General features: G+C 51.1%; 17 protein-coding genes. All 17 read right to left on the bottom strand.

Annotation, left to right across the window (positions count from 1 at the left end):
• Window positions 1-315 precede the first annotated feature (315 nt).
• A complete protein-coding gene (locus SE18_RS13175; RefSeq protein WP_054534930.1) occupies window positions 316-594 on the bottom strand; it encodes a hypothetical protein in 279 nt (92 codons plus the stop codon).
• 1 nt (window position 595) lies between these two features.
• Window positions 596-1,321, bottom strand: a complete 726-nt coding sequence (locus SE18_RS13170; RefSeq protein WP_201783494.1) for a segregation and condensation protein A — start codon at window positions 1,319-1,321, stop codon at window positions 596-598.
• 273 nt (window positions 1,322-1,594) lie between these two features.
• A complete protein-coding gene (locus tag SE18_RS13165; RefSeq protein WP_054534929.1) occupies window positions 1,595-2,845 on the bottom strand; it encodes a Glu/Leu/Phe/Val family dehydrogenase in 1,251 nt (416 codons plus the stop codon).
• Window positions 2,846-2,883: 38 nt separating this feature from the next.
• Window positions 2,884-3,828 (bottom strand): 2'-5' RNA ligase family protein, encoded by a 945-nt coding sequence (locus SE18_RS13160; protein WP_054534928.1) that lies wholly within the window; start codon window positions 3,826-3,828, stop codon window positions 2,884-2,886.
• A gap of 66 nt (window positions 3,829-3,894) precedes the next feature.
• Window positions 3,895-5,643, bottom strand: a complete 1,749-nt coding sequence (locus SE18_RS13155) for a peptide ABC transporter substrate-binding protein (protein WP_160319509.1) — start codon at window positions 5,641-5,643, stop codon at window positions 3,895-3,897.
• A gap of 253 nt (window positions 5,644-5,896) precedes the next feature.
• Complete coding sequence (locus SE18_RS13150; RefSeq protein ID WP_054534927.1) at window positions 5,897-6,886, bottom strand: ABC transporter ATP-binding protein; 990 nt, start codon at window positions 6,884-6,886, stop codon at window positions 5,897-5,899.
• 12 nt (window positions 6,887-6,898) lie between these two features.
• Entirely contained in the window at window positions 6,899-7,873 is a 975-nt protein-coding gene (locus SE18_RS13145; RefSeq protein ID WP_054534926.1) for an ABC transporter ATP-binding protein, read from the bottom strand.
• Window positions 7,874-7,898: 25 nt separating this feature from the next.
• Window positions 7,899-8,870 carry an ABC transporter permease gene (locus SE18_RS13140; RefSeq protein WP_054534925.1) on the bottom strand — a complete coding sequence of 324 codons (972 nt, stop codon included), beginning with the start codon at window positions 8,868-8,870 and terminating at the stop codon, window positions 7,899-7,901.
• Between the two features lie 52 nt (window positions 8,871-8,922).
• Window positions 8,923-9,990 carry an ABC transporter permease gene (locus tag SE18_RS13135; RefSeq protein WP_054534924.1) on the bottom strand — a complete coding sequence of 356 codons (1,068 nt, stop codon included), beginning with the start codon at window positions 9,988-9,990 and terminating at the stop codon, window positions 8,923-8,925.
• Window positions 9,991-10,315: 325 nt separating this feature from the next.
• Window positions 10,316-12,268 (bottom strand): peptide ABC transporter substrate-binding protein, encoded by a 1,953-nt coding sequence (locus SE18_RS13130; RefSeq protein ID WP_054534923.1) that lies wholly within the window; start codon window positions 12,266-12,268, stop codon window positions 10,316-10,318.
• A 325-nt stretch (window positions 12,269-12,593) separates the two neighbouring features.
• Window positions 12,594-13,769 carry a cell division protein FtsZ gene (ftsZ, locus tag SE18_RS13125; protein ID WP_054534922.1) on the bottom strand — a complete coding sequence of 392 codons (1,176 nt, stop codon included), beginning with the start codon at window positions 13,767-13,769 and terminating at the stop codon, window positions 12,594-12,596.
• A gap of 69 nt (window positions 13,770-13,838) precedes the next feature.
• The gene (ftsA, locus tag SE18_RS13120; RefSeq protein ID WP_054534921.1) at window positions 13,839-15,086 is read right to left on the bottom strand and encodes a cell division protein FtsA; all 1,248 of its coding nucleotides are present in this window, start codon (window positions 15,084-15,086) and stop codon (window positions 13,839-13,841) included.
• A gap of 254 nt (window positions 15,087-15,340) precedes the next feature.
• A complete protein-coding gene (locus SE18_RS13115) occupies window positions 15,341-15,685 on the bottom strand; it encodes a small basic family protein (protein WP_201783493.1) in 345 nt (114 codons plus the stop codon).
• Window positions 15,686-15,696: 11 nt separating this feature from the next.
• Window positions 15,697-16,545 (bottom strand): cell division protein FtsQ/DivIB, encoded by an 849-nt coding sequence (locus SE18_RS13110; RefSeq protein WP_054534920.1) that lies wholly within the window; start codon window positions 16,543-16,545, stop codon window positions 15,697-15,699.
• Window positions 16,542-17,627, bottom strand: coding sequence for a D-alanine--D-alanine ligase (locus tag SE18_RS13105; RefSeq protein WP_054534919.1), 1,086 nt, complete (start codon window positions 17,625-17,627; stop codon window positions 16,542-16,544). The genes SE18_RS13110 and SE18_RS13105 overlap by 4 nt, the downstream gene beginning before the upstream one ends.
• Window positions 17,624-18,532 (bottom strand): UDP-N-acetylmuramate dehydrogenase, encoded by a 909-nt coding sequence (murB, locus tag SE18_RS13100; protein WP_054534918.1) that lies wholly within the window; start codon window positions 18,530-18,532, stop codon window positions 17,624-17,626. Before murB ends, SE18_RS13105 begins: the two co-directional genes overlap by 4 nt.
• Before the next feature lie 2 nt (window positions 18,533-18,534).
• The gene (locus SE18_RS13095; protein ID WP_054534917.1) at window positions 18,535-19,815 is read right to left on the bottom strand and encodes a tetratricopeptide repeat protein; all 1,281 of its coding nucleotides are present in this window, start codon (window positions 19,813-19,815) and stop codon (window positions 18,535-18,537) included.
• Window position 19,816 lies beyond the last annotated feature (1 nt).

Here is a 19,816-nt window from a genome sequence, read left to right as displayed (position 1 = left end):
GCAAGCCAGCAGCAAGGCTCAAAAAACCATTAACAAGTACTGCGGCCTATTATACACGATGCTTGCAAGCAGGCGGTATTGCGAGGGGTCAGTTGTCAGAATGTAGGGATCAGGAATTGATCACCGAGCGCTGAAACCGCGAAGGCCACGGAGGGACACGAAGATCAAGTTTTTTAGCCACGAATTCCACGAATTGCACGAATGATCATTAATGTAGGGATCAGGAATTGATCACCGAGCGCTGAAACCGCGAAGGCCACGAAGGGACACGAAGGTCAAGTTTTTTAGCCACAGATTCACACATATTTGCTCAGATTAATTATTTCCATAGACCATAACTCTCAACCAAGAGCCATAGTTTCTCTGCGCCGCTGCGTTAAAAAACGAAACCGCGAAGCGCACGAAGATCGCAAATATCATTTGCGCCACGAATTGCCCGAATTGCCCGAATGATTGTTTTTTTACCACAGATTGGCACAGATTTTTTTGATTATCGTCCCATAGCCCATACCCTGATCCCCAGCCCCCGACCCCTAATCCCCAAATGCTCTGTTCTGTTTTTGGTTTTTGACTTCTGATTTCTGACTTTTGCATTTCATCCCTCATCCTTCATACTTTCGGTTTCGTCCTGCATACTTTCGGTTAAGCGTTCGCCAAAGCGTTCACCGCGCGAGAGATTGATCAAATCGAACAGTTCATCTTGTTCAACATTGATAATTTCGCGCTTGGCAAGCTCCAAAACAGTCCACAGGGCAACAATCACTTCGCTGCGGGTGGTTGCCAGGCTCAGCAAATCATCAAACGCTACATATTGTTGGCGTTGCAAACGCTCGCCAATCAATTCGGCCATTTCGGCAATTGTAATAACTTTGGCCTTGGGAATGGGAATTGGTGGCGTTTCGCGCTCGATCAAGCTTAAACGTCGCGATAAAGCATTGACCAAGGCACTTAATTTATGTGCTGCCAGCTGGGGCGCTGGCAAATCGGGCTGAGGCGGGAGAGCTACTCGTTCCCAGACCCGCAAACCAGCGCTTTCCCACTCGCGCAATTTGCTTGCAGCTTGCTTAAATTGCTGATATTCGCGCAAGCGTTGGGCCAATTGTTCAGCTACATCTTCTTCTGGTGGGGCTGGCGGTGGCTCACGCCGGGGCAACAAAGCCCGCGATTTAATCAACAATAATTGGGCAGCCAAGGCCAAAAAATCGGCAACCGTTAGCGGGTCGGGGTCGCTCATTGCCCGCACATGAGCCAAATATTGGTCGGCTACCGTCGCCAACGAAATCGCTGTGATCGCCAATTCTTCGCGCTCAATCAGGCGCAACAATAGATCCAACGGACCAGCAAATTCGGGTAGTTGCAATGTATAAGGATGGTGGCTTGCTAATGGCATCGTTGTAAGGATGAGCGATGAGGGATGAAGGATGAATTCATTACGTATCGCTCATGATAGAAAATATTGAATAGAGGGGCCAGGTTTCAGGGACTAGGATTCAGTCAATCGATATCGGCAAATAATCACCCACATCGATATCAAACCAATCTTTATATGCCCCATGATTCTAGCCCCTGACCCCTAACTCCTGACCCCTAAAAATTATGGATAAATCCCGCGCATCGCCATCGCCCGAACCACTCGATCAACGGCGAGCAAGTAGGCAGCAGTGCGCAAGGGCACAAAGCGCTCTTGGGCGACCGTGTAGACCTCGTTAAAGGCTCGTTCCATGGTTGTCGATAATTCGCCATGCACCTCGCGCTCAGTCCAGAAAAACTCTTGCAAGCCTTGGACCCATTCGAAGTAGGAGACGACAATCCCGCCAGCGTTGGCTAGAATATCGGGCACAACCATAATATTTTTGTTGGCCAGAATCGAGTCGCCTGTTGGCGTGATTGGGCCATTGGCCAGCTCGACCACAATTTTGGCTTGCACCCGCCCTGCATTGGCTCCGCTAATATCATTTTGGCCTGCTGCTAAGACCAAAATATCGCATGGCAATTCGAGCAATTCGTTGTGGCTAATTGGCTTTGTGCCCGCCAAATTGGCAACGCCGTCGGTTGTGATTCGATGCTCAATCAACGAAGCGACATCAATTCCAGCCTCAGTTTCAGCAACCACGCCGGTGTTATCGTCGCTAGCAGCGATAATCTGGCAGCCCATTTCGGCCAAAAATTGCAAAACCAAGCGCCCAGTTGTGCCAGAACCTTGCATCACAACCCGCGCTCCCGCCAAATCGAGGCCAATCTTGCTGGCCGCTTGGCGCACGCTATAGCACAAACCACGCGCAGTTCCTTGGCCATGGCCCTGCGAGCCGCCAACTTGCACTGGTTTGCCCGTTGCCACCGAGGGCATGGTATAGCCATGATGCATCGAATAGGTATCCATCACCCAAGCCATGGTTTGCTCGTTGGTGTTGAGATCAGGCATCATCACATCGCGTTCAGCACCGATCAAGGGGGTAATTTCGGTCACATAGCGCCGAATAATCCGTTCTAATTCGCCGTTGCTTAGCTCGCGATGGTCACAGACAATCGCCCCTTTGGCGCCACCATAGGGAATTTGGACAATTGCACAGCTCCAGGTCATCCACATGGCGAGGGCTTGCATTTCTTCGAGCGTGGCTGCCGATTGCAAGCGCAAACCACCAAGGGTTGGGCCACGAGTAATATTGTGGTGCACACGATAGCCAGTCAAATTGCGCACCCGACCATTATCCAATTTAACCGGAAAATGGACGATCAACTCACGCCGCGGCGAGCGCAACAAATCCCGAACTTCCGGTTCCAAGTCCAGCAATTCAGCGGCAATATCAAATTGACGCTGGGCGGTTGCCATTGTGGTTTCAATCATCGTAAAACTCCTCGGCAGTGAGTGTAAGCAGCATTGCTTTAGCCAGAATAGTTAATATCATCTATCTTAACATACTCCGTCTGCTTCATGGGCGCTTGGGCTAAGCGAAAACGCCGCACTTCGTGCCACATATGGCCAAAACGTTCTTCAAACAACACCACCTCAGTAACCTGCCAGCTTTGGGGTTGCCAGCTTTCAGCTACCCATGCTTGGGCACTTTCCAAACTACTATATTGCAATAATTTGCCAAGCGTCAGCGCTGGCCATGGGCGGCGTTTAATTGGCCTGGTTGTGGGCAACATGGCGTGAAGCTGTTCAATTGCTGCTTGGCCTTGGCTCGGCGTAACCACCAAGCGATGCTGCATTGGCGCAATTTGCACCTGATCCAGCGTCAATTCAAACGCGGGATACTCCTGAAGTGCTGTCACAATCTGCGCTTCAAATGCATCGCGATCAAGCGGTAGGCTACTTGGCACCAACACAATATGTGGCGGCAAGCCATGGCGATAACTTGGATCATAGCGTAGCCGATAGTGATTAAGCTCGCTAATAACCGCTGCTGGTGGCACAATCGCCAAGCGAATTAATCGATGCTTGCGATAATAGCGCGCACGATAATCCTTCAGGCGTTGAATTTGCTGATTCAGGGTGCGCAACGAACTGATGCCAAAGCGTCCGAGCCAAGCCAGCAGCCGATTGGGCCGCGTTGCCAGCCAGCGTAAAAAGCGTTTATACAGCACCCGCGTCAGCCGAATCAGCCGATGGCGTGGGCCAATTAGCGCCGAACCAAGCACCAAGAAAATCAAGCCTTGCAGAATGGGCAAAATGACACCCAAAATGCCAATCAAAATAAAAAACCAGCCCAAAATTGGCCGCAAACGGGGCCAAATACGCAAAAACCACCCCCAGAGAATTTGGCGTTCTTGGGGGCGGAAGCTACACCAGACTAAGTTTAACAGCACAATGCCAATTAATAAGCGCATAGATTTAGCTTAATCCACGTTGATTGTCAGTTGTTCAGTTCGCTTGATTAAGCATAATTCAGGCCGTTAGCGTTGCCAAGCACTCAAGTTCCAAGTAATTGGCGCCAACGGTTGGGGCTGAACGCCGCGAATACGTGGCGCAAGCAGCACTGTGGTTTGGCGCGTAATCACTGGCAAGACTGGCAACTCGCGGGTAAAAATTTCCTGCTGTTGGCTATAGGCTGCTTTGCGCACTTCAGGATCAAGCGAACTGGTGGCGGTGCGAATAGCCCGATCAGCAGTATCCATACACCAGCCAGTAAAGTTATCACCAGAGTAGCCATTAATTTGGTTGGGAATCGCGGCGCAACTCCACAGCACTGCCCCATCGGGGTCAACGCTGCGCAACCAGCCAAACAAAGCCAACTCAAAGCGCCGACCAAACAATGGCCCTTGCTGGCTATAGAGATCGGTCGTTGACAAGGCCTCAATTTTAATATCAATCCCAATCACTCGCATATCGCTCACAAATTGTTCGCTAAGCCGTTGGCGAATTGGGGTTTGAGCCGACGTCGTCAAGGTTAATTGGAACGGCGAGCCATCAGGACGCTCGCGCAAACCATCGCTATTGGTATCAAGATAATTCATCTGATCAAGCAATTCGCGCGAGTAATCAGGATCAAAGGTATAGCTGACCGCTGTAGTCGGATCAAAGGCCCACGATTCGGCAGCCAACCAGCTATGCAAAACGGCCTTGGGCGAGCCATACAAACTGGTGCTAATTGCTTCACGATCAAAGCCATGGGCAATCGCTTGGCGCATCCGAATATCTTGCAAAGCCACAACTGCCAAGTTCATATCAATATGTTCCCAAATTGGGTTGGGCGCTTGCAAGAGTTGCAAGGTTTTGGATTGCACGTCGGTTTTAAGCTCAGGTGCTAATTGTTCCAACGAGCCTTCAGTCCAGGCTACATCAACCCGCCCACTCAGCACGTCATCGCGCATCATGGCAATATCAGGGTAGAGGCGGGCAACAATCGTGCTTGGCAATTGTTCAGCTTGGCCTTCGCGGCGCACAAACTCCAATTGCGTGCCAGCAGTCCAAGCTTTGAGCTTATACGGGCCATAGCTAAGCGGCGATTGACCTAAACGATCGCTCACTTGTTTGGCACTTGGCTCGCCTTCAAACAGATGAGCTGGCAACGGCGTCCAAACCGTAATCAAATAGTTTGGATCATCGCGCTCTGGTGGCAAATAAGCCCGCGTCGTATATTCATCAAGCGCCACATAATCAGCGGTTAGGTCGCTTTGGGTTGCCAATTGGGCGGTCGAGGCACTGCCACGCAGCAACTTGTAGGCAAAAACCGAATCAGCAGCGGTTAATGGCTGGCCGTCCTCCCATTGCAGATTTTTATTCCAGCGATAAGTAACCGTCAACTGGCGCACGCTGGTAATCGTCTCGGTTTGGGTCGTGGTAATCACGCCATTGGAATCAAGATTAACGGTAGTTGTAATATATTGCACATCGCCATTTTCAAACGATGGCACGCGCTCCAAAACGCCCGTTGTGGTATAGGCTTCGTTCACCACCGTCAACGGAGCTGGGTAGAGTAATTCAATCAAAGGTGCAGCGCCCCGAAACGCATAACTATAGGGATACAGATCGACTGGTTCTTCAGTCAGACCCAATGTCCATAGATTGCTTGTGGCGGGATTGGTTGTTGGCAGTGGAGTTTGAACTTGCACCGTTGGCTGACCAACTGGCGCACCACCCTCAACACTACACCCAACCAAACTCAAACACAGCAGAAGCGCAAGGCTAAAACGCAATTTCATCAGCATCAATCCAAGGCCAACCATCGTGCAAGCCAAAAAACTTGCCGATCGTTGACGCTCTAATTTATTCAAACCGCAACGTTCGATCACTTTTAAGCAACAGGTAGTGTAGCGCAGCCCCGCATTTTTGTCGAATGCAGCCAAGCCATATTTAGGCCACAAATGGGGTTTCTCATCAGATCTTTAGCTGGTTAAACAACGAACCGAGGTAGCAAAGCCGCCTCGGTTCTGATGCGTTATCCCAACACGCTGTTTACCCCTGAGCAAAGTGACAAGCAACAAAGTGGCCTGGCTCTTTTTCCTCAAAGGCGGGGTCGTCGTGTTTACAAATATCTTGCGCCAGCCAGCAGCGTGGGTGGAAGCGACAGCCGCTTGGTGGATTAACCGGGCTTGGCACATCGCCTTCCAAGATAATCCGGTCGCGCTTGATGGTTGGGTCGGGCAAGGGAATTGCCGACATCAAGGCTTTGGTATACGGGTGCATTGGCTTGCGGAACAATTGGTCGCGGCTTGAAAGCTCGACCATACGCCCCAAATACATCACACCCACCCGATTGCTAATATGCTCAACAACGCTTAAGTTATGGGCAATAAACAGATAAGTCAGGCCCAAATCTTTTTGCAAGTCATTCAACAAGTTAAGCACTTGGGCTTGAATCGACACGTCCAAGGCCGAAACTGGCTCATCGCAGACAATCAATTTTGGTTGCATCACCAAGGCGCGGGCAATCCCGATCCGTTGGCGTTGGCCGCCAGAAAACTCGTGCGGGAAGCGGCGCATGTGGCTTGAATTCAAGCCGACCCGTTCCAGCACCTGGGCAACCTGGTCAAGCCGCTCCCTGGGCGTACCAATATTGTGAATTTTCAAGCCCTCGGCAATACTTTGGCCTACGGGAATCCGTGGGTTGAGCGAGGCATAAGGGTCTTGAAACACAATTTGCATATTGCGCCGCAGGACGCGCATCTGGCCAGCGCTTGCCTTGAGCACATCTTGGCCTTCAAACAGCACTTGACCACCAGAAGGTGGAATCAAGCGCAGAACTGTGCGGCCAGTGGTCGTTTTGCCACAGCCAGATTCACCGACTAAACCAAGCGTTTCGCCCTTCTTGATGCTAAAACTAACGCCATCAAGTGCCTTAACCTCGGCGACAGTGCGGCGCATCAAGCCACCTTTAATTGGGAAATATTTCTTGAGATTGCGTACCTCAAGCAAATGCTCACTGGTACTGTTGGAAACAGTCATGTAAAACCTCTTCTAGTACAACCAGCAACGTACCAGTCGATCACCTTCGAGCTTGATCAACGGGGGTTCTTCTTGGGTACATTGATCCATCCGATGGGCGCAGCGTGAAGCAAAACGACAACCAGCAGGCGGGTTCAACAAGCTTGGAACCTGACCAGGAATTGTTTCTAGTTCATCACGCACATTGCCCAAAACCGGAGTTGAAGCGATCAAGCCTTGGGTATAGGGGTGTTTGGGTGCCTCAAACAGCGCATGGACAGGGGCATATTCGACCGCCCTGCCTGCATACATAACCATCACATTTTCGGCCATTTCGGCCACAACCCCTAAGTCGTGGGTAATCAAAATAATTGCAGTATTAACTTTTTCGCGCAACTCGCGCATCAGATCCAAGATTTGGGCTTGAATCGTTACGTCAAGTGCAGTCGTTGGTTCGTCAGCAATCAACAATTCTGGGTTACATGCCAACGCCATTGCGATCATCACCCGTTGGGCCTGACCGCCGGAAATTTCGTGAGGGAACGAGCGCATCCGACGCACGGGGTCGGGCAAACCGACTAAGGTCAAAAGCTCAATCGTGCGTTTATTGGCTTCCTCGCCCGAAAGCCCTTGGTGAATTTGCAAGGCCTCGATAATCTGTTCGCCAATCCGGAAAACAGGATTCAGACAGGTCGTTGGCTGTTGAAAAATCATTGAAATCCGATTACCACGGATTTTGCGCATTTCTTCTTCACTCAAGTCGAGCAAATTTTCGCCATCGAACATGATTTCGCCTTCGATGACTTTACCAGTTTTGCCCAGCAAGCGTAGAATCGACATGGACGTTACGCTTTTGCCACAGCCTGATTCACCGACAATCCCTAAGGTTTCGCCACGACGCACCTGAAAATCGAGGCCATCGACGGCATGAACAGTGCCTTCATCGGTGAAAAAGTAGGTTTTGACACCCTTGAGTTTCAACAAAACATCGGATTGAGCCACAAGCATGCCCCTATCTAGCAAGAATTACAGGTTAGCGTTTGGCGCGTGGGTCAAGAGCGTCGCGCAAGCCATCGCCAATAAAATTGAAGCACAATGAACAAATAAAGATTGCCAGCCCCGGGAAGAAGGCTTGCCACGTATATTTTTCTAGAATCGTGGTGTTGACACCTTTGAGCATATTGCCCCACGAAGCAGCTGGCAACTTGACCCCGAAGCCCAAGAAGCTCAAGGCTGCTTCGGTAATCATCACACCGCTCAAGGCCAATGAGGCATTAACGATGTTGGGAGCCAAGGCGTTTGGCACCAGGTGGCGGAACATAATCCGCAAGTTGGAAGCACCCAAGGCCCGCGAAGCAGAAACGTATTCTTGCTCGCGTAAGCTCAAGATTTGGCCACGCATCAAGCGGGCGCCGCCAGTCCAACTAAAGAACACCAAGATCAAAATTAGCAGATTGACCGTTGGCTCAAGAATTGTCGAGATAATCAGCAGAATTGGCAGCAACGGCAAGGTGTTGAGGAAGTCGACAAAGCGCATTGCAAAGGCATCGACAATCCCGCCAAAGTAGCCACTGATCACACCAATGATAATCCCGATTAATTCACTGAGCAAGGTAACTGCAACCGCAATATACAGCGACACGCGGCCTGCATACAGCAAACGGGTCAGCAAATCGCGGCCAATTCCATCTGAGCCAAGCCAGAAGGTCAGAGTCGTGCCTGCGGCAGTCCGCACATCGCCACCAATACTGTTATAGTAAAGATTTTTTGGCACTACATATTCGGTGCCTGGTGGTTGATCTTTTTTGGTAACAGCGGTATCAGTTTCACCAAAGGGCATAAATAATGGCCCAAAGGTAACTGCCACAATCATCACAAACAAAACCACTACGCTTGCAACCGCAAAGCGGTGACGCGAAAAGCGTTTGAGAATCTCAAGCCAAGGGCGCTCATATTCTTCTTTTTTCGCCTCACGGGCCTCGACTTGAGTTGTTGAAACAGCCATGGATTTTCCTTTCACACGGGTCGCTAAACCAATCGAAAACTACGAGCCTCAACTAGTCAAGTCGAATTCGTGGGTCAACAATGGTATAGAGCACATCAGCCAGCAAGGTAGCAAACACCAGCAAGATCGATGAGATCAGCAAGAAGGCCATTGCCAAGGGATAATCTTTGAGGTTAAGGGCGCTAATAAAGGTAAAACCAAGCGCCTTGTAGTTGAACACCGTTTCGGTAAACAACGCACCACCAAAAACCCCAGGAATCGCAAATACGATGATCGTAATCAAGGGAATCAACGCATTGCGGAAGGCGTGCTTGTAGATCACGACCCGTTCCTTGACCCCTTTAGCGCGGGCAGTCCGCACATAATCTTGGCTGAGCACTTCGAGCATACTAGCGCGCATAAAGCGGCTCCAGTTGGCCAAGTTGAGCATCGAAAGTACGGTAACTGGCATCACCAAGTGCATCACCCGATCGAGGAACGAGCCAGCGACAACCGTACCGAGGACTGGCACTTCGTAATTGCGCAGGGCCAAAATATCGCCAGCAGGGAAATAGAACCAGCCGTTGCGTTTAAACCACAGCGATACCGCAATAATCAAAAGCCCAAACCAGAAGGAGGGCAATGATAAGCCGATAAAACTAAATGTGGTCAAAATATAATCGAAGAACGAATATTGGCGCACTGCTGAAAAGACGCCGAGCGGAATCCCCAAGACCAACGAAATAATCGTTGAGCTGATCATCAGCCACAGTGTATCAGGCAGCTTATCTTTAATAATGTCTAAGACCGGAGCATTGCGCTGGAACTTCCATGAGGTACCCCAATCCCAGCGTAAAATCCCTTTACGTTCGCCAACATATTGTTCAAGCCCAACTTTATCGAGCCAGGTATCACCAGCAAGCCACGTGGGATACCACAAGTACCACGGTTTATCAGCCCCCAGCAATTTTGCTTGACGCTGAATATCCGCCTCACTCGGACGGCTCTTAGGGTCAGTATTTTGGCGTAACTCATCAAGGGGGCCACCAGGAGCCAAAGCAAACAGCGAGTAGATCACTGCCGATGAGAACAGGAGAACGAGAATCGCTTGAAACAAGCGCCGAATGAGATATACAGTCATGCGGTACCTCTAAAGATGCTTGAAATGGTTAATTGCCGATAAGATAAATGGTTCTTAACTAGTACACTCGGTTACGGCAAATTACGTTCAAAAAAAGAGCATTGAATTTTATCGGTTTGGAAAACTGGCCTATTGTACCATTTATCTCGCATTACAAAAAAAACCACACAAGCACGACAATCACTGTCTGGTGGTTAATATCCGGGCGTGACAACATTGTCTTGATTTAACTATTTATGGTGCTCACAAAAAGCTGTGGGAAGGCGAGGGATACAACTACGGAGCTACGTGCAAGCACGCAGCTCCGTAGAGAGGAGCTTACCAATTACTTGGTAACATCCCAGGTTTCGATGTTCCAGAAGTCAACTTGGCTGGTTGGGTTCAAGTCCAAGCCGCTAACCTTGACGTTGTAAGCACCAACATTGACGCGTTGGTACAATGGGAAGGTTGGCAATTCGGCATTGAATACTTTTTGAGCTTCGATGACCAAAGGAATACGCTTGGCGCGGTCGGTTTCAGCTTGTGAAGCCAACGCAGCTGCATCGTATTCAGGGTTACACCAGCCAGTGTTGTTCTGGCCGCCGTAGCTGTTTTCTTCGGTTGGAATTTGATCACAGAGGTACAGAGCGGTCGATGGCTCTGGGCCACTGACCCAAGCGTACAAGCCCAAGTCGAAGCGGCGGCCAGCCAAGATACCTTCTGCGCCGTTCTTGAACAAGACATCGGTTGCTGGCACGAAGTTCAATTGAACATCGATACCGACAGCTTTCAAGTCTTCTTGGATCAATTGAGCAACGGCTTCGCGGGTTTGGTTGTTTTCGGTGGTGAAGAATTGGATCGTGAGCTTAGAACCATCTTTTTCAAGGATGCCATCAGCACCAGCAGTCCAACCAGCTTCGGCCAAGAGCGCCTTAGCTTTTTCAACATCGTATTCGTATGCTTCCAAGCCTTCGCCGTTTGGTGGATAAGCCCAGTGATCGGCTGGCAAGAAGGTGTTCATCACAACGGTCTTGCCGAACAAGACGTTATCGATGATTTGCTTGCGGTTGACTGCATAAGCAACAGCTTGGCGCAATTTAACATCGGCGAAGATTGATGGTTGACCATCATTGCGTTCGACACCGAAGTCCATGTGTTCCCACACGGTTGCTGGAACATATTGACCTTTGAGCGTGCCAGCAGCTTCGAGTTCGTCGAGCTTAGGAGCGTTAGCCAAGGTCAAACCAATTGAACCAACGACGTCAATTTCGCCGCTTTCCAATTGTTGCAAGACTTGATCTTCACTGGTCAGATACTTGAAGGTAACATTACCAATGATTGGGTAGCCTTTTTTCCAGTAGGTTTCGTTAGCAACCAACTTGGTGCTTTCTTGAGGGGTGTTTTCAGCAATCTTGTATGGGCCATATGCCAATGGCTTGCTAGCGTAGTCGCTACCACCAATGGTTGCTGGGTCTTCACCTTCCAAAACGTGCTTTGGTTCAGGACCAAAGGTGTTCAAGAAGTAGGTTGCATCGGTGTAACCAGGAGCTGCGTACCATACCAAGGTCTTTTCGTCCTTGGCTTCGTATTTTTGGGTACGATCAAGTACAAAGCGGCTAGCGTTCTTGATACCTGGATCTTGGTACAATTCAGCAGCAAACACGAAGTCAGCAGCGGTAATTGGGGTACCATCTTCCCAGGTCAAGCCATCGATCAAGGTCCAAGTTACAACAACTTGTTCCATGTCCATAGCTTCGGTCAAGCTAGCAGTATCGGTGATCAACTCGTCGTTGATGACGATGTTGCCTTCGTAGCTGCTATCAACCGAAACGGTTTGGGTCACTGCATCGCCATCTTCGAAGCTTGGCAATTTGGTGAAACAAACTGGTTGGTATTCATAGTCCAAGGTGGTGAAACAGGCTGGTTGAATCGCTGACAACACTTGGGTGGTGGCGCTTGATTGTGATTCAATGCCGAACAAGGTGTCTGGCGATTGGGTCATACCAATGATGATGGTTTTTTCTGGGTCGGTGCCAGGGCCTTCGCCCGTGGTGGTACCAGCGGTTGGTTCTGCGGTTGCTTCAGCTTCAGCAGTTGGTTCAACAGTTGCATCCGTTTCGGTTGCGGCAGCGGTTGGTTCAGCCGTAGCTGCTGCTGCGCTATCTGTAGTTGCGGTTGCAGGGACTGTCGTTGCTGGAGCTGTGGTTGGAGTTGCATCGCCACCACAAGCAGCCAAGATCGGAACAACAAGGACCAACATGAGCGCAAAGCTCATCAATTGGCGCTTTGATCGAATCATTCTTGCCTCCTAAATGAGTTAAAAACCCGATTCGTAGAATCGAACATTCCTGCATCAGAGGGACACAGGGCCAACAAGGTTGGTACACAATCACATCCATCTATGGATTTTGGGGTATCCTCTAGGTAACACGGATGTGATCGGTATTCAGAGCTTCATTATAACGATTAAAAAGCTGATGTCAAAATTTGTAGTACTTTTTGCCTAAGCTTTGGGCAGTTTGCCCAACGACCTAAGTAGTTAGCTAAAAATATTTACGCTCAATTTGGGCAGTTTGCTCGCTCCACACGGGGTAGTACCACCGCGCTGGAGCGAGCAAGCTTGGTTACTTGCGGCGTTCGCGGTTGCGCAAGAATGGTGGAATATCTAAATCGTCGTTGCTACCAAACGAGGTTGGCGGCGTTGGCCGTTGTGGTTGTTGCGGTTGCGCCGCTGGCCGTGCCGGCTGTTGTTGGGGTGCTGGCTGATAGTTTGATTGTGGTTGGCTGCTTGGTTGGCTTTGAGCCGATGGATATGAGCGCGAACGATTGTTGCCTTGAGGCCGTGTTTGGTCAAAGCCGGTCGCAATAATCGTAATTTTCACTTCATCAGCTGGCAAGTTGGGGTCAATCCGCGCTCCGAAGATGATGTTGGCATCAGGATCAGCAGCTTTAGAAATAATCTCAGCAGCTTCGTTGACTTCTAACAAGCCCAAATCTTCGCCACCAGTCACATTGAACAACACGCCCTTGGCCCCGTCGATCGAAATTTCGAGCAACGGTGATGAGATCGCCATATTCGCTGCATCGACCATGCGATTATCGCCAATGCCATGACCAATTGCCATCAAGGCGGTGCCTTGTTGCGACATAATCGTTTTTACGTCGGCAAAGTCGAGGTTAATCAAACCACGGCTGGTAATCAAATCGGAGATCCCTTGAATACCTTGGCGCAGCACATCGTCGGCCATACGGAAGGCTTCGTTCATTTTGGTGTTTTTCGAAGCAATTTGCAGCAAGCGATCGTTTGGCACCACAATCAAGGCATCAACGGTCGGCTTTAGTTGGTCAATCCCCGATTCGGCGACTTTACGGCGATGGTTGCCTTCAAACAAGAAGGGTCGGGTTACAACCCCAACCGTCAAGGCCCCAATTTCTTGGGCAATTGCTGCAATCACTGGCGAAGCGCCAGTGCCAGTGCCGCCGCCCATGCCAGCGGTAATGAACACCATATCCGAGCCACGCAACACATCGTGCAATTCGTCGTGGGTTTCTTCAGCAGCTTTTTGGCCAATCACTGGGTTGCCGCCAGAGCCAAGTCCACGGGTCAGCTTATCGCCAATCCGCACCCGAATCGTCGCCGGCGAGTGGATCAAGGCTTGCGCATCGGTGTTGACCGTAATAAATTCAACCCCTTGCAGGCCCGATTCGACCATGCGATCAACTGCATTCGAGCCGCCGCCACCAACCCCAATCACTTTGATTTGGGCGAAATTTTCAATTAAGTTGTTATTGAAATCCATAGTTAAGTTGCCTCCAGATCAGCACCAAAGCTCAGCAATGGCGTGGATCGACTGTAGCCAGATGCCGGTTTAGGGTAAAAACTCCCGTAACCACATTTTGAAGCGGTCGTAGGTTTGTTTCCAGTTGGTTGTTGCTGGTTGGCTTGCAGTGTGGCCGCCAACGCTGCCCATTCCATGACGCAAGCCCCAACGGACAAGCCCCACAGCCGTGGCATAGGGTGGTGCATCAATTGCTTCAGCTAATCCAGTCAAATTCGTTGGTACGCCAATTCGCACTGGCATTCCTAAAAGTTGGCGTGCCATCTCATCTAAGCCAGGCAATTGAGCCGAGCCACCTGTCAGAACAATTCCCGCAGGCAGCAGGCCTTCATAGCCAGAACGACGGATTTCATTGCCAATCATGTCGATCAGTTGTTCGGCGCGTGCTTGCAGAATTTCGTTAAGTTCAAGCCGCGAAACTTGTTGATGTTCACCTGGTGAGAAGCCATCAGTATCAATCAAATCCTCTTCAGGATCATGGCTTTCAATATCGCTCACTTTACCATAGCGCAGTTTAAGATATTCAGCGGTGTTATGCGGGGTGTGTAAGACATACACCAAATCGTTGGTGAAATGCGCGCCACCAATTGGCAACACAACGGTGTGCCAGATGCCACCACCGATAAATATTGCAATGTCGGTCGTGCCGCCGCCAATATCGACCAGCACAACCCCACGGCTTTTATCTTCTTCGCTGAGCACGGCCTCGCCAGAAGCCAAGGGTTGCAACACAAGGTCGTCGATGCCAACCCCAGCTCGTTCAACGCTCTTGATTAAGTTTTGAATCGCCATCACTTCGCCAGTGACAATATGCGTTTCAACTTCAAGCCGATAGCCAGCCATCCCAACTGGATCGCGAATACCTTCGTGGCCATCGACAATATAGGCCCGTGGAATAACGTGAATAACTTCGCGTTGGGTGGGGATAGCAATTGCTTGGGCTGCTTCGACTGCCCGCGCCACATCGGTGCGCGAAATTTCATGGTCAGGTCGTGAAATCGCCACAACACCGCGACTGTTGACCGAGGAAATATGGCGCCCTGCAATCCCCACAAAGGCTGTGCCAATGCGGTAGCCAGAAAGCCGCTCGGCCTTTTCGACCGAGGTCGCAATCGCGCTCACAGCTTCATCGATATTGACGACAACCCCGCGATCAAGCCCTTTGGAAGGCGTGAGGCCAACTCCTAAAATATTGACTTTGCCTGTATCGTGAACTTCAGCAACCAAAGTACAGATTTTGGTTGTACCGACATCAATACCGACAATGGTGCGATTCATGGAAAACCCCTTGTGTTAGGCTAAAATGTTGCCTGTCAAGCAGGGTTGCTGGCGATTATACGAGATAGCAGATCGCTTTGCAACCACGCTGCATTGCGTCAACAACCTACACTAGGTCGCAGAAGAAGCTGGTTCATCAAGGCTGGAACAATGATCAATGTCGGGTTGCTCGAAATAACGAATGATGAGAGCGCGACATTGCAAAAAAATGCATCCATCAAGCGTAGCTTCGCCTTGGTTTTCGCTCTTTGCGCCTAGCCAACCAGATGTTGGCGAATGCGACTGGCATTTTCAAACAAACGGACACCAAAGGCCACCACTGCCGCCAAATAGAGGTCAATGCCTAAGCGTTCGCCAAGAAACGCCAGCACAACCGCCAACACAGTGTTGCCAATTAATCCCGAGATAAAAATCCGATTCCGATAGCGTTTTTCGATCGTGGCCCTGGTTGCACCAACAATCGAATCAAGCGCTGATAAAACTGCCACCGCTGTATAACGGGCAAATTGTGAGGGAATCGTTAGGCCGGAAACAAGCCCAATCGCCACCCCAACTCCAAGCCCCGCCAGCGGAATCCACATAGCTTGTCGCTGCTCCACCCATGTGCTCCTTATTGCGACCCTTCAGTTGGCGTTGGAGTCGCCTGCGGTCGATAGTAGGGTTTTTCCGGTCGTAAATCAATAAATATCCAAGCAGTATCACTGGTTTGGACTTGTTGCAAGGTCGCAAGTTTGCGATCAAGGCTAATCGGTTCGCCTGCCAAACGCCCAAACACAGCTTGCTTGGTGTCATTGTAAACCGAAAGCCCGTAGTATGGGTCCCACTCGTAGCGCGTCGGTTGCCAACCAAGCTCTTTGGGTATACGCAAATAGAGCGTTTGGGCCAAATTCAAGGCATCGGTGTCAATATAACTACCCGCCGAAATTGGAATCGTGCGGGTATCGTAAATAATTAAGGTTGCGGTGGTTATCGAGGTGGCCAAGCCCAACACTTCGCCGCCAGCAGTCACTTCGTAATTTGTACCACCAACATTCCAAACAACCGCTGCCTGCCGCTCTTGCACCCGCACCAAAACCCGCGCCGGAATGCGCAATTGCACCGTGGCGGTGGCAACATAGGGATTTTGGCCAATCCGCGCAGCCACCGCCGCCGGATCAATATCCCAAATCGAGCGGCCTTGTAGGTCGGCCAATTGGCTAATGGTGGTCGCGTCGACTGAGCGGTTGCCCTCGATCTCTAAGTTGTCAACCACAAAGGCTGGCGAACGAAAAACAAAAATCAAGCAGCCAATGCTCGCTAACAGTAAAACCAAAGCCAATAATTTGCCGTTCATGAGCATGCTGCGCAGAACCGTGCGCACAGTTGGCCGCACCATGGGCGTGCTGGTACGCACCCCAAGCGCAGTCCGCCCACGTGGCTTGCGGCTGATTATGCGGCCTGTCCGACGTGGATTACTCATCGGCCTCGCTCGTGATAGCGCTCAATTGCCAAGTCGATCAAGCGATCAAGCAATTCGCTATAGCTGACTCCCGTGGCTTCCCATAATTTGGGATATTGGCTCATCGCCGTGAAGCCAGGAAAGGTGTTAATTTCGTTGATATAGATCGCGCCAGTTTCGCGTTCGACAAAGAAATCGACCCGCGCCAAGCCAGCACCATCAATCGCTTTGAAGGCGGTCACGGCCATGGCCCGCAATTGCTCGCTGGTCGCAGCCTCAAGCTCCGCCGGAATCGCAAATTGGGTCTGGCCTTCAAGATATTTGTCGGCGTAATCGTAAAAATCGTTGGCTGGCAGCACTTCGCCTGGCACTGAAGGCGCTGGATCATCGTTGCCCAAAATCGCCACTTCAATTTCGCGGGCATTGATGCCTTGCTCAATCACAATCCGGCGGTCGTAGCCAGCAGCCTCGGCTATACCAGCCGCTAGTTCAGCCCGATTGCTGACTTTGCTAATGCCAACGCTGCTGCCAAGGTTAGCTGGCTTAACGAACATTGGATAGTGCAAAATAGCTTCAAGCCGCTCGTAGACTGCTTCGGGCTGTTGTTGCCAATCGCGGCGCAACACCAATTGCCATGGTACTTGGGGCAAGCCAGCAGCAGCAAAGGCCGATTTCATCAAGCCTTTATCCATGCCCACTGAGGCCGCCAACACGCCACAACCAACGTAGGGCAGATTGGCTAATTCAAACACGCCTTGAATCGTGCCATCCTCGCCAAACGGGCCATGCAAGACCGGAATAATCACATCGAGCGCAGCCATGTTGGTGTGTTCGGGCAAGCTGCCAGCGCTTTGCACAATGGCGGTTTCGCTGACCAAGCCAGCTTGCGGCGCACGCCCAAGCATCTTTTGATCGGCCTGTTGCTCCAAAGCCAACAATGGATCGCCACCGCTGAGCCATTGGCCGTTGCGGCTGATGCCAATTGGCACAACCGTATATTTTGCAGGATCAAGCGCATTCATCACTGCCCGCGCCGATTTTAACGAGACTTCGTGCTCGCCCGATTTGCCGCCAAAGACAATTCCAACCCGCCGTTTTGTCATAACGATTGATCCTCACTGGAGATCACGCGAACTTCTAATTCAAGTTCGATGCCAAATTGTTTTAATACTTCAGTTTGGGCATATTCGGCAACCCGCAAAATATCGCTGGCTGTTGCCCCGCCAAGATTCAAGATGTAGTTGGCATGTTTTTCGGCAATTTGAGCCGCGCCCATGCGAAAGCCTTTCAAGCCAGCAGCATCGATCAAGCGGCCAGCGGTCGTGTTGGCTGGGTTTTTAAACACCGAGCCACACGAGGAACCAGCAGGCGTGCGTTGCTTGCGGCCTTCCGCAATCTTGGCCATTCTGCCAGCAATCCGCGCCGGATCGTCGCGCCACGCAGTTAATACCGCATCGAGCACATACGGAATGCGCGTGGTTGGCCGATTAGCTGCCAGGCGCTTGAGCTGGCTCGTGCGATAGTCAAATTGAAAATCAGCTGCCGACCACTCAACAATTTGATTATCGGGCAACAATAAGCGTGCCGATTGCAGATGTTTCGCAGTTTCGCCGCCGTAGCAGCCAGCATTGCCATAGATTGCCCCGCCGATTGTGCCAGGCAACCCTTCGGCCCATTCAAGCCCAGCAATGCCTTGAGCCGCCAAGCGTCGCACCGTGCCAGCAGTCGGCGCGCCAGCTTGCACATGAATCGTCAGTTGTTCACCATGCTCCTGAATCTCAAAGCCAGTCGCCCGATTACGAATCACCAAGCCATTCCAGCCAGCATCGCTCATCAGCAGATTCGAGCCGCCGCCAAGCATAAAAATTGGCACGCGCTGAAGTTCGGCCCATTGCACAGCCTCAATTTGTTGCTCAGGGCTGCTGACATTAACAAAGTACCGCGCTGGGCCACCAATCCGCCACGCGGTATATGGCGCAAGTGGCTCGTTTTCGCGTAGGTCGATCATGCTTAAACCTGCATTCCTAAACTGCGCAAGCGTTCACGCAAGCGTTTTTGTTCATCGTAGTGGCCAAGCCCTTGGCGCAGCAAAAAGGCGGTATGCCAATGTTTGCCCGCGTCGTGCCGATCGTTCCATTCGTAGGCCAAATCGCCCAAACGCTCGCTAGCCAAGGCAATTCCAACCGTGTCGCCTAATTGCTGGGCATTGGTCAGCGCAACATTGTAGCTAGTGCTCGCCGAGCCATAATCTGCTTGCGCTCGATAGGCATCGCCCAAACGATTGTGCAGCATAATTTGGCCAACGCCCTGCGAGCGACGATCTTCGTATTGCAAGGCCTTCAAAAACGAGTCGACTGCGGTCTGATAATCGCCACGAGCATGATGAATCACGCCCATCACGGTGTAGGCACGGGCTGTACCCACCGCATCATGCAATTTTTCGCGCAACATCAGGCTTTCTGCTTGGCAACGCAGCGCTTGATCCAAATCGTTTAATTCGAGATACGAAAGCGCCAATTTCTCGTGCACAATCGCCACGCCCAACGTACCAGGCAGATGCTCCTCGATTTCCAAGGCGCGGGTGTAATAATCGGCTGCCTGTTGGCCTGAACCAATCAAACGATAGACATCGCCAATACTTGTGATAATTTTAGCGATTGTTAGCCGATCGTCAATCACCGCTCCGCGTGCTTGGGCGGCGTTATACAGGTGAATTGCCTCGGTATGACGTCCTTGCAGTTGCTCAGTTTTGCCAAGGTGCAACAACGCTTCTGCTTCAAGCGGCAGATTATTGGTCGTGCGGGCCAAATCAAGCGCGCGTTTGAGCGTTTGCTCGGCGTTGGCAAAATCGCGCAATGCTCGTTGCGAGCGGCCCAATGCTACCAACGAACCGCCTTCAATCTGCACCGATTGGGCGGCGCGCGCTAAGGTCAAAAGCTGCTGCGCGTAATACAAAGCATCATCGTGATTGCCCGCCCAATCGAGCACTGTCCACGCGAGGCTATAGGCGCGCAGGGCAAAATTAGCCCGTTGCTCCTCGGCCAAGCGGCTCAAATAATCCAAGGCCCGCTCGCACCAAACCCGCGCATCGGCAATATTATGTTGCGCAATCACGCTTTCAGCCTGATCAAGGGCTGCGTTGATTGCATCGGGCCATTCGCAGGCCAATGCTAAATGCCATGCCATAATTCCATCCAAGCCTTCAGGCCGACCAGTTTGCTCGGCGTAAAGTTGACGCAACCGATCTGCTGCATCACGATGAAATTGGCGATACGCAGCATCAGCAATCATC

The sequence above is a fragment of the Herpetosiphon geysericola genome (genome assembly GCF_001306135.1).
GTDB classification, from domain to species: domain Bacteria; phylum Chloroflexota; class Chloroflexia; order Chloroflexales; family Herpetosiphonaceae; genus Herpetosiphon; species Herpetosiphon geysericola.
Note: the sequence above shows the minus strand (reverse complement) of the source record. Positions and strands in the feature narration are given on the sequence as shown.

Excerpts from the sequence above, each read along its gene's own strand:
- SE18_RS13175 (WP_054534930.1), bottom strand. The coding sequence starts at position 594 with ATGCAAAAGTCAGAAATCAGAAGTCAAAAACCAAAAACAGAACAGAGC.
- SE18_RS13165 (WP_054534929.1), bottom strand. The coding sequence starts at position 2,845 with ATGATTGAAACCACAATGGCAACCGCCCAGCGTCAATTTGATATTGCC.
- SE18_RS13160 (WP_054534928.1), bottom strand. The coding sequence starts at position 3,828 with ATGCGCTTATTAATTGGCATTGTGCTGTTAAACTTAGTCTGGTGTAGC.
- SE18_RS13155 (WP_160319509.1), bottom strand. The coding sequence starts at position 5,643 with ATGAAATTGCGTTTTAGCCTTGCGCTTCTGCTGTGTTTGAGTTTGGTT.
- SE18_RS13150 (WP_054534927.1), bottom strand. The coding sequence starts at position 6,886 with ATGACTGTTTCCAACAGTACCAGTGAGCATTTGCTTGAGGTACGCAAT.
- SE18_RS13145 (WP_054534926.1), bottom strand. The coding sequence starts at position 7,873 with ATGCTTGTGGCTCAATCCGATGTTTTGTTGAAACTCAAGGGTGTCAAA.
- SE18_RS13140 (WP_054534925.1), bottom strand. The coding sequence starts at position 8,870 with ATGGCTGTTTCAACAACTCAAGTCGAGGCCCGTGAGGCGAAAAAAGAA.
- SE18_RS13135 (WP_054534924.1), bottom strand. The coding sequence starts at position 9,990 with ATGACTGTATATCTCATTCGGCGCTTGTTTCAAGCGATTCTCGTTCTC.
- SE18_RS13130 (WP_054534923.1), bottom strand. The coding sequence starts at position 12,268 with ATGATTCGATCAAAGCGCCAATTGATGAGCTTTGCGCTCATGTTGGTC.
- ftsZ (WP_054534922.1), bottom strand. The coding sequence starts at position 13,769 with ATGGATTTCAATAACAACTTAATTGAAAATTTCGCCCAAATCAAAGTG.
- ftsA (WP_054534921.1), bottom strand. The coding sequence starts at position 15,086 with ATGAATCGCACCATTGTCGGTATTGATGTCGGTACAACCAAAATCTGT.
- SE18_RS13110 (WP_054534920.1), bottom strand. The coding sequence starts at position 16,545 with ATGAGTAATCCACGTCGGACAGGCCGCATAATCAGCCGCAAGCCACGT.
- SE18_RS13105 (WP_054534919.1), bottom strand. The coding sequence starts at position 17,627 with ATGACAAAACGGCGGGTTGGAATTGTCTTTGGCGGCAAATCGGGCGAG.
- murB (WP_054534918.1), bottom strand. The coding sequence starts at position 18,532 with ATGATCGACCTACGCGAAAACGAGCCACTTGCGCCATATACCGCGTGG.
- SE18_RS13095 (WP_054534917.1), bottom strand. The coding sequence starts at position 19,815 with ATGATTGCTGATGCTGCGTATCGCCAATTTCATCGTGATGCAGCAGAT.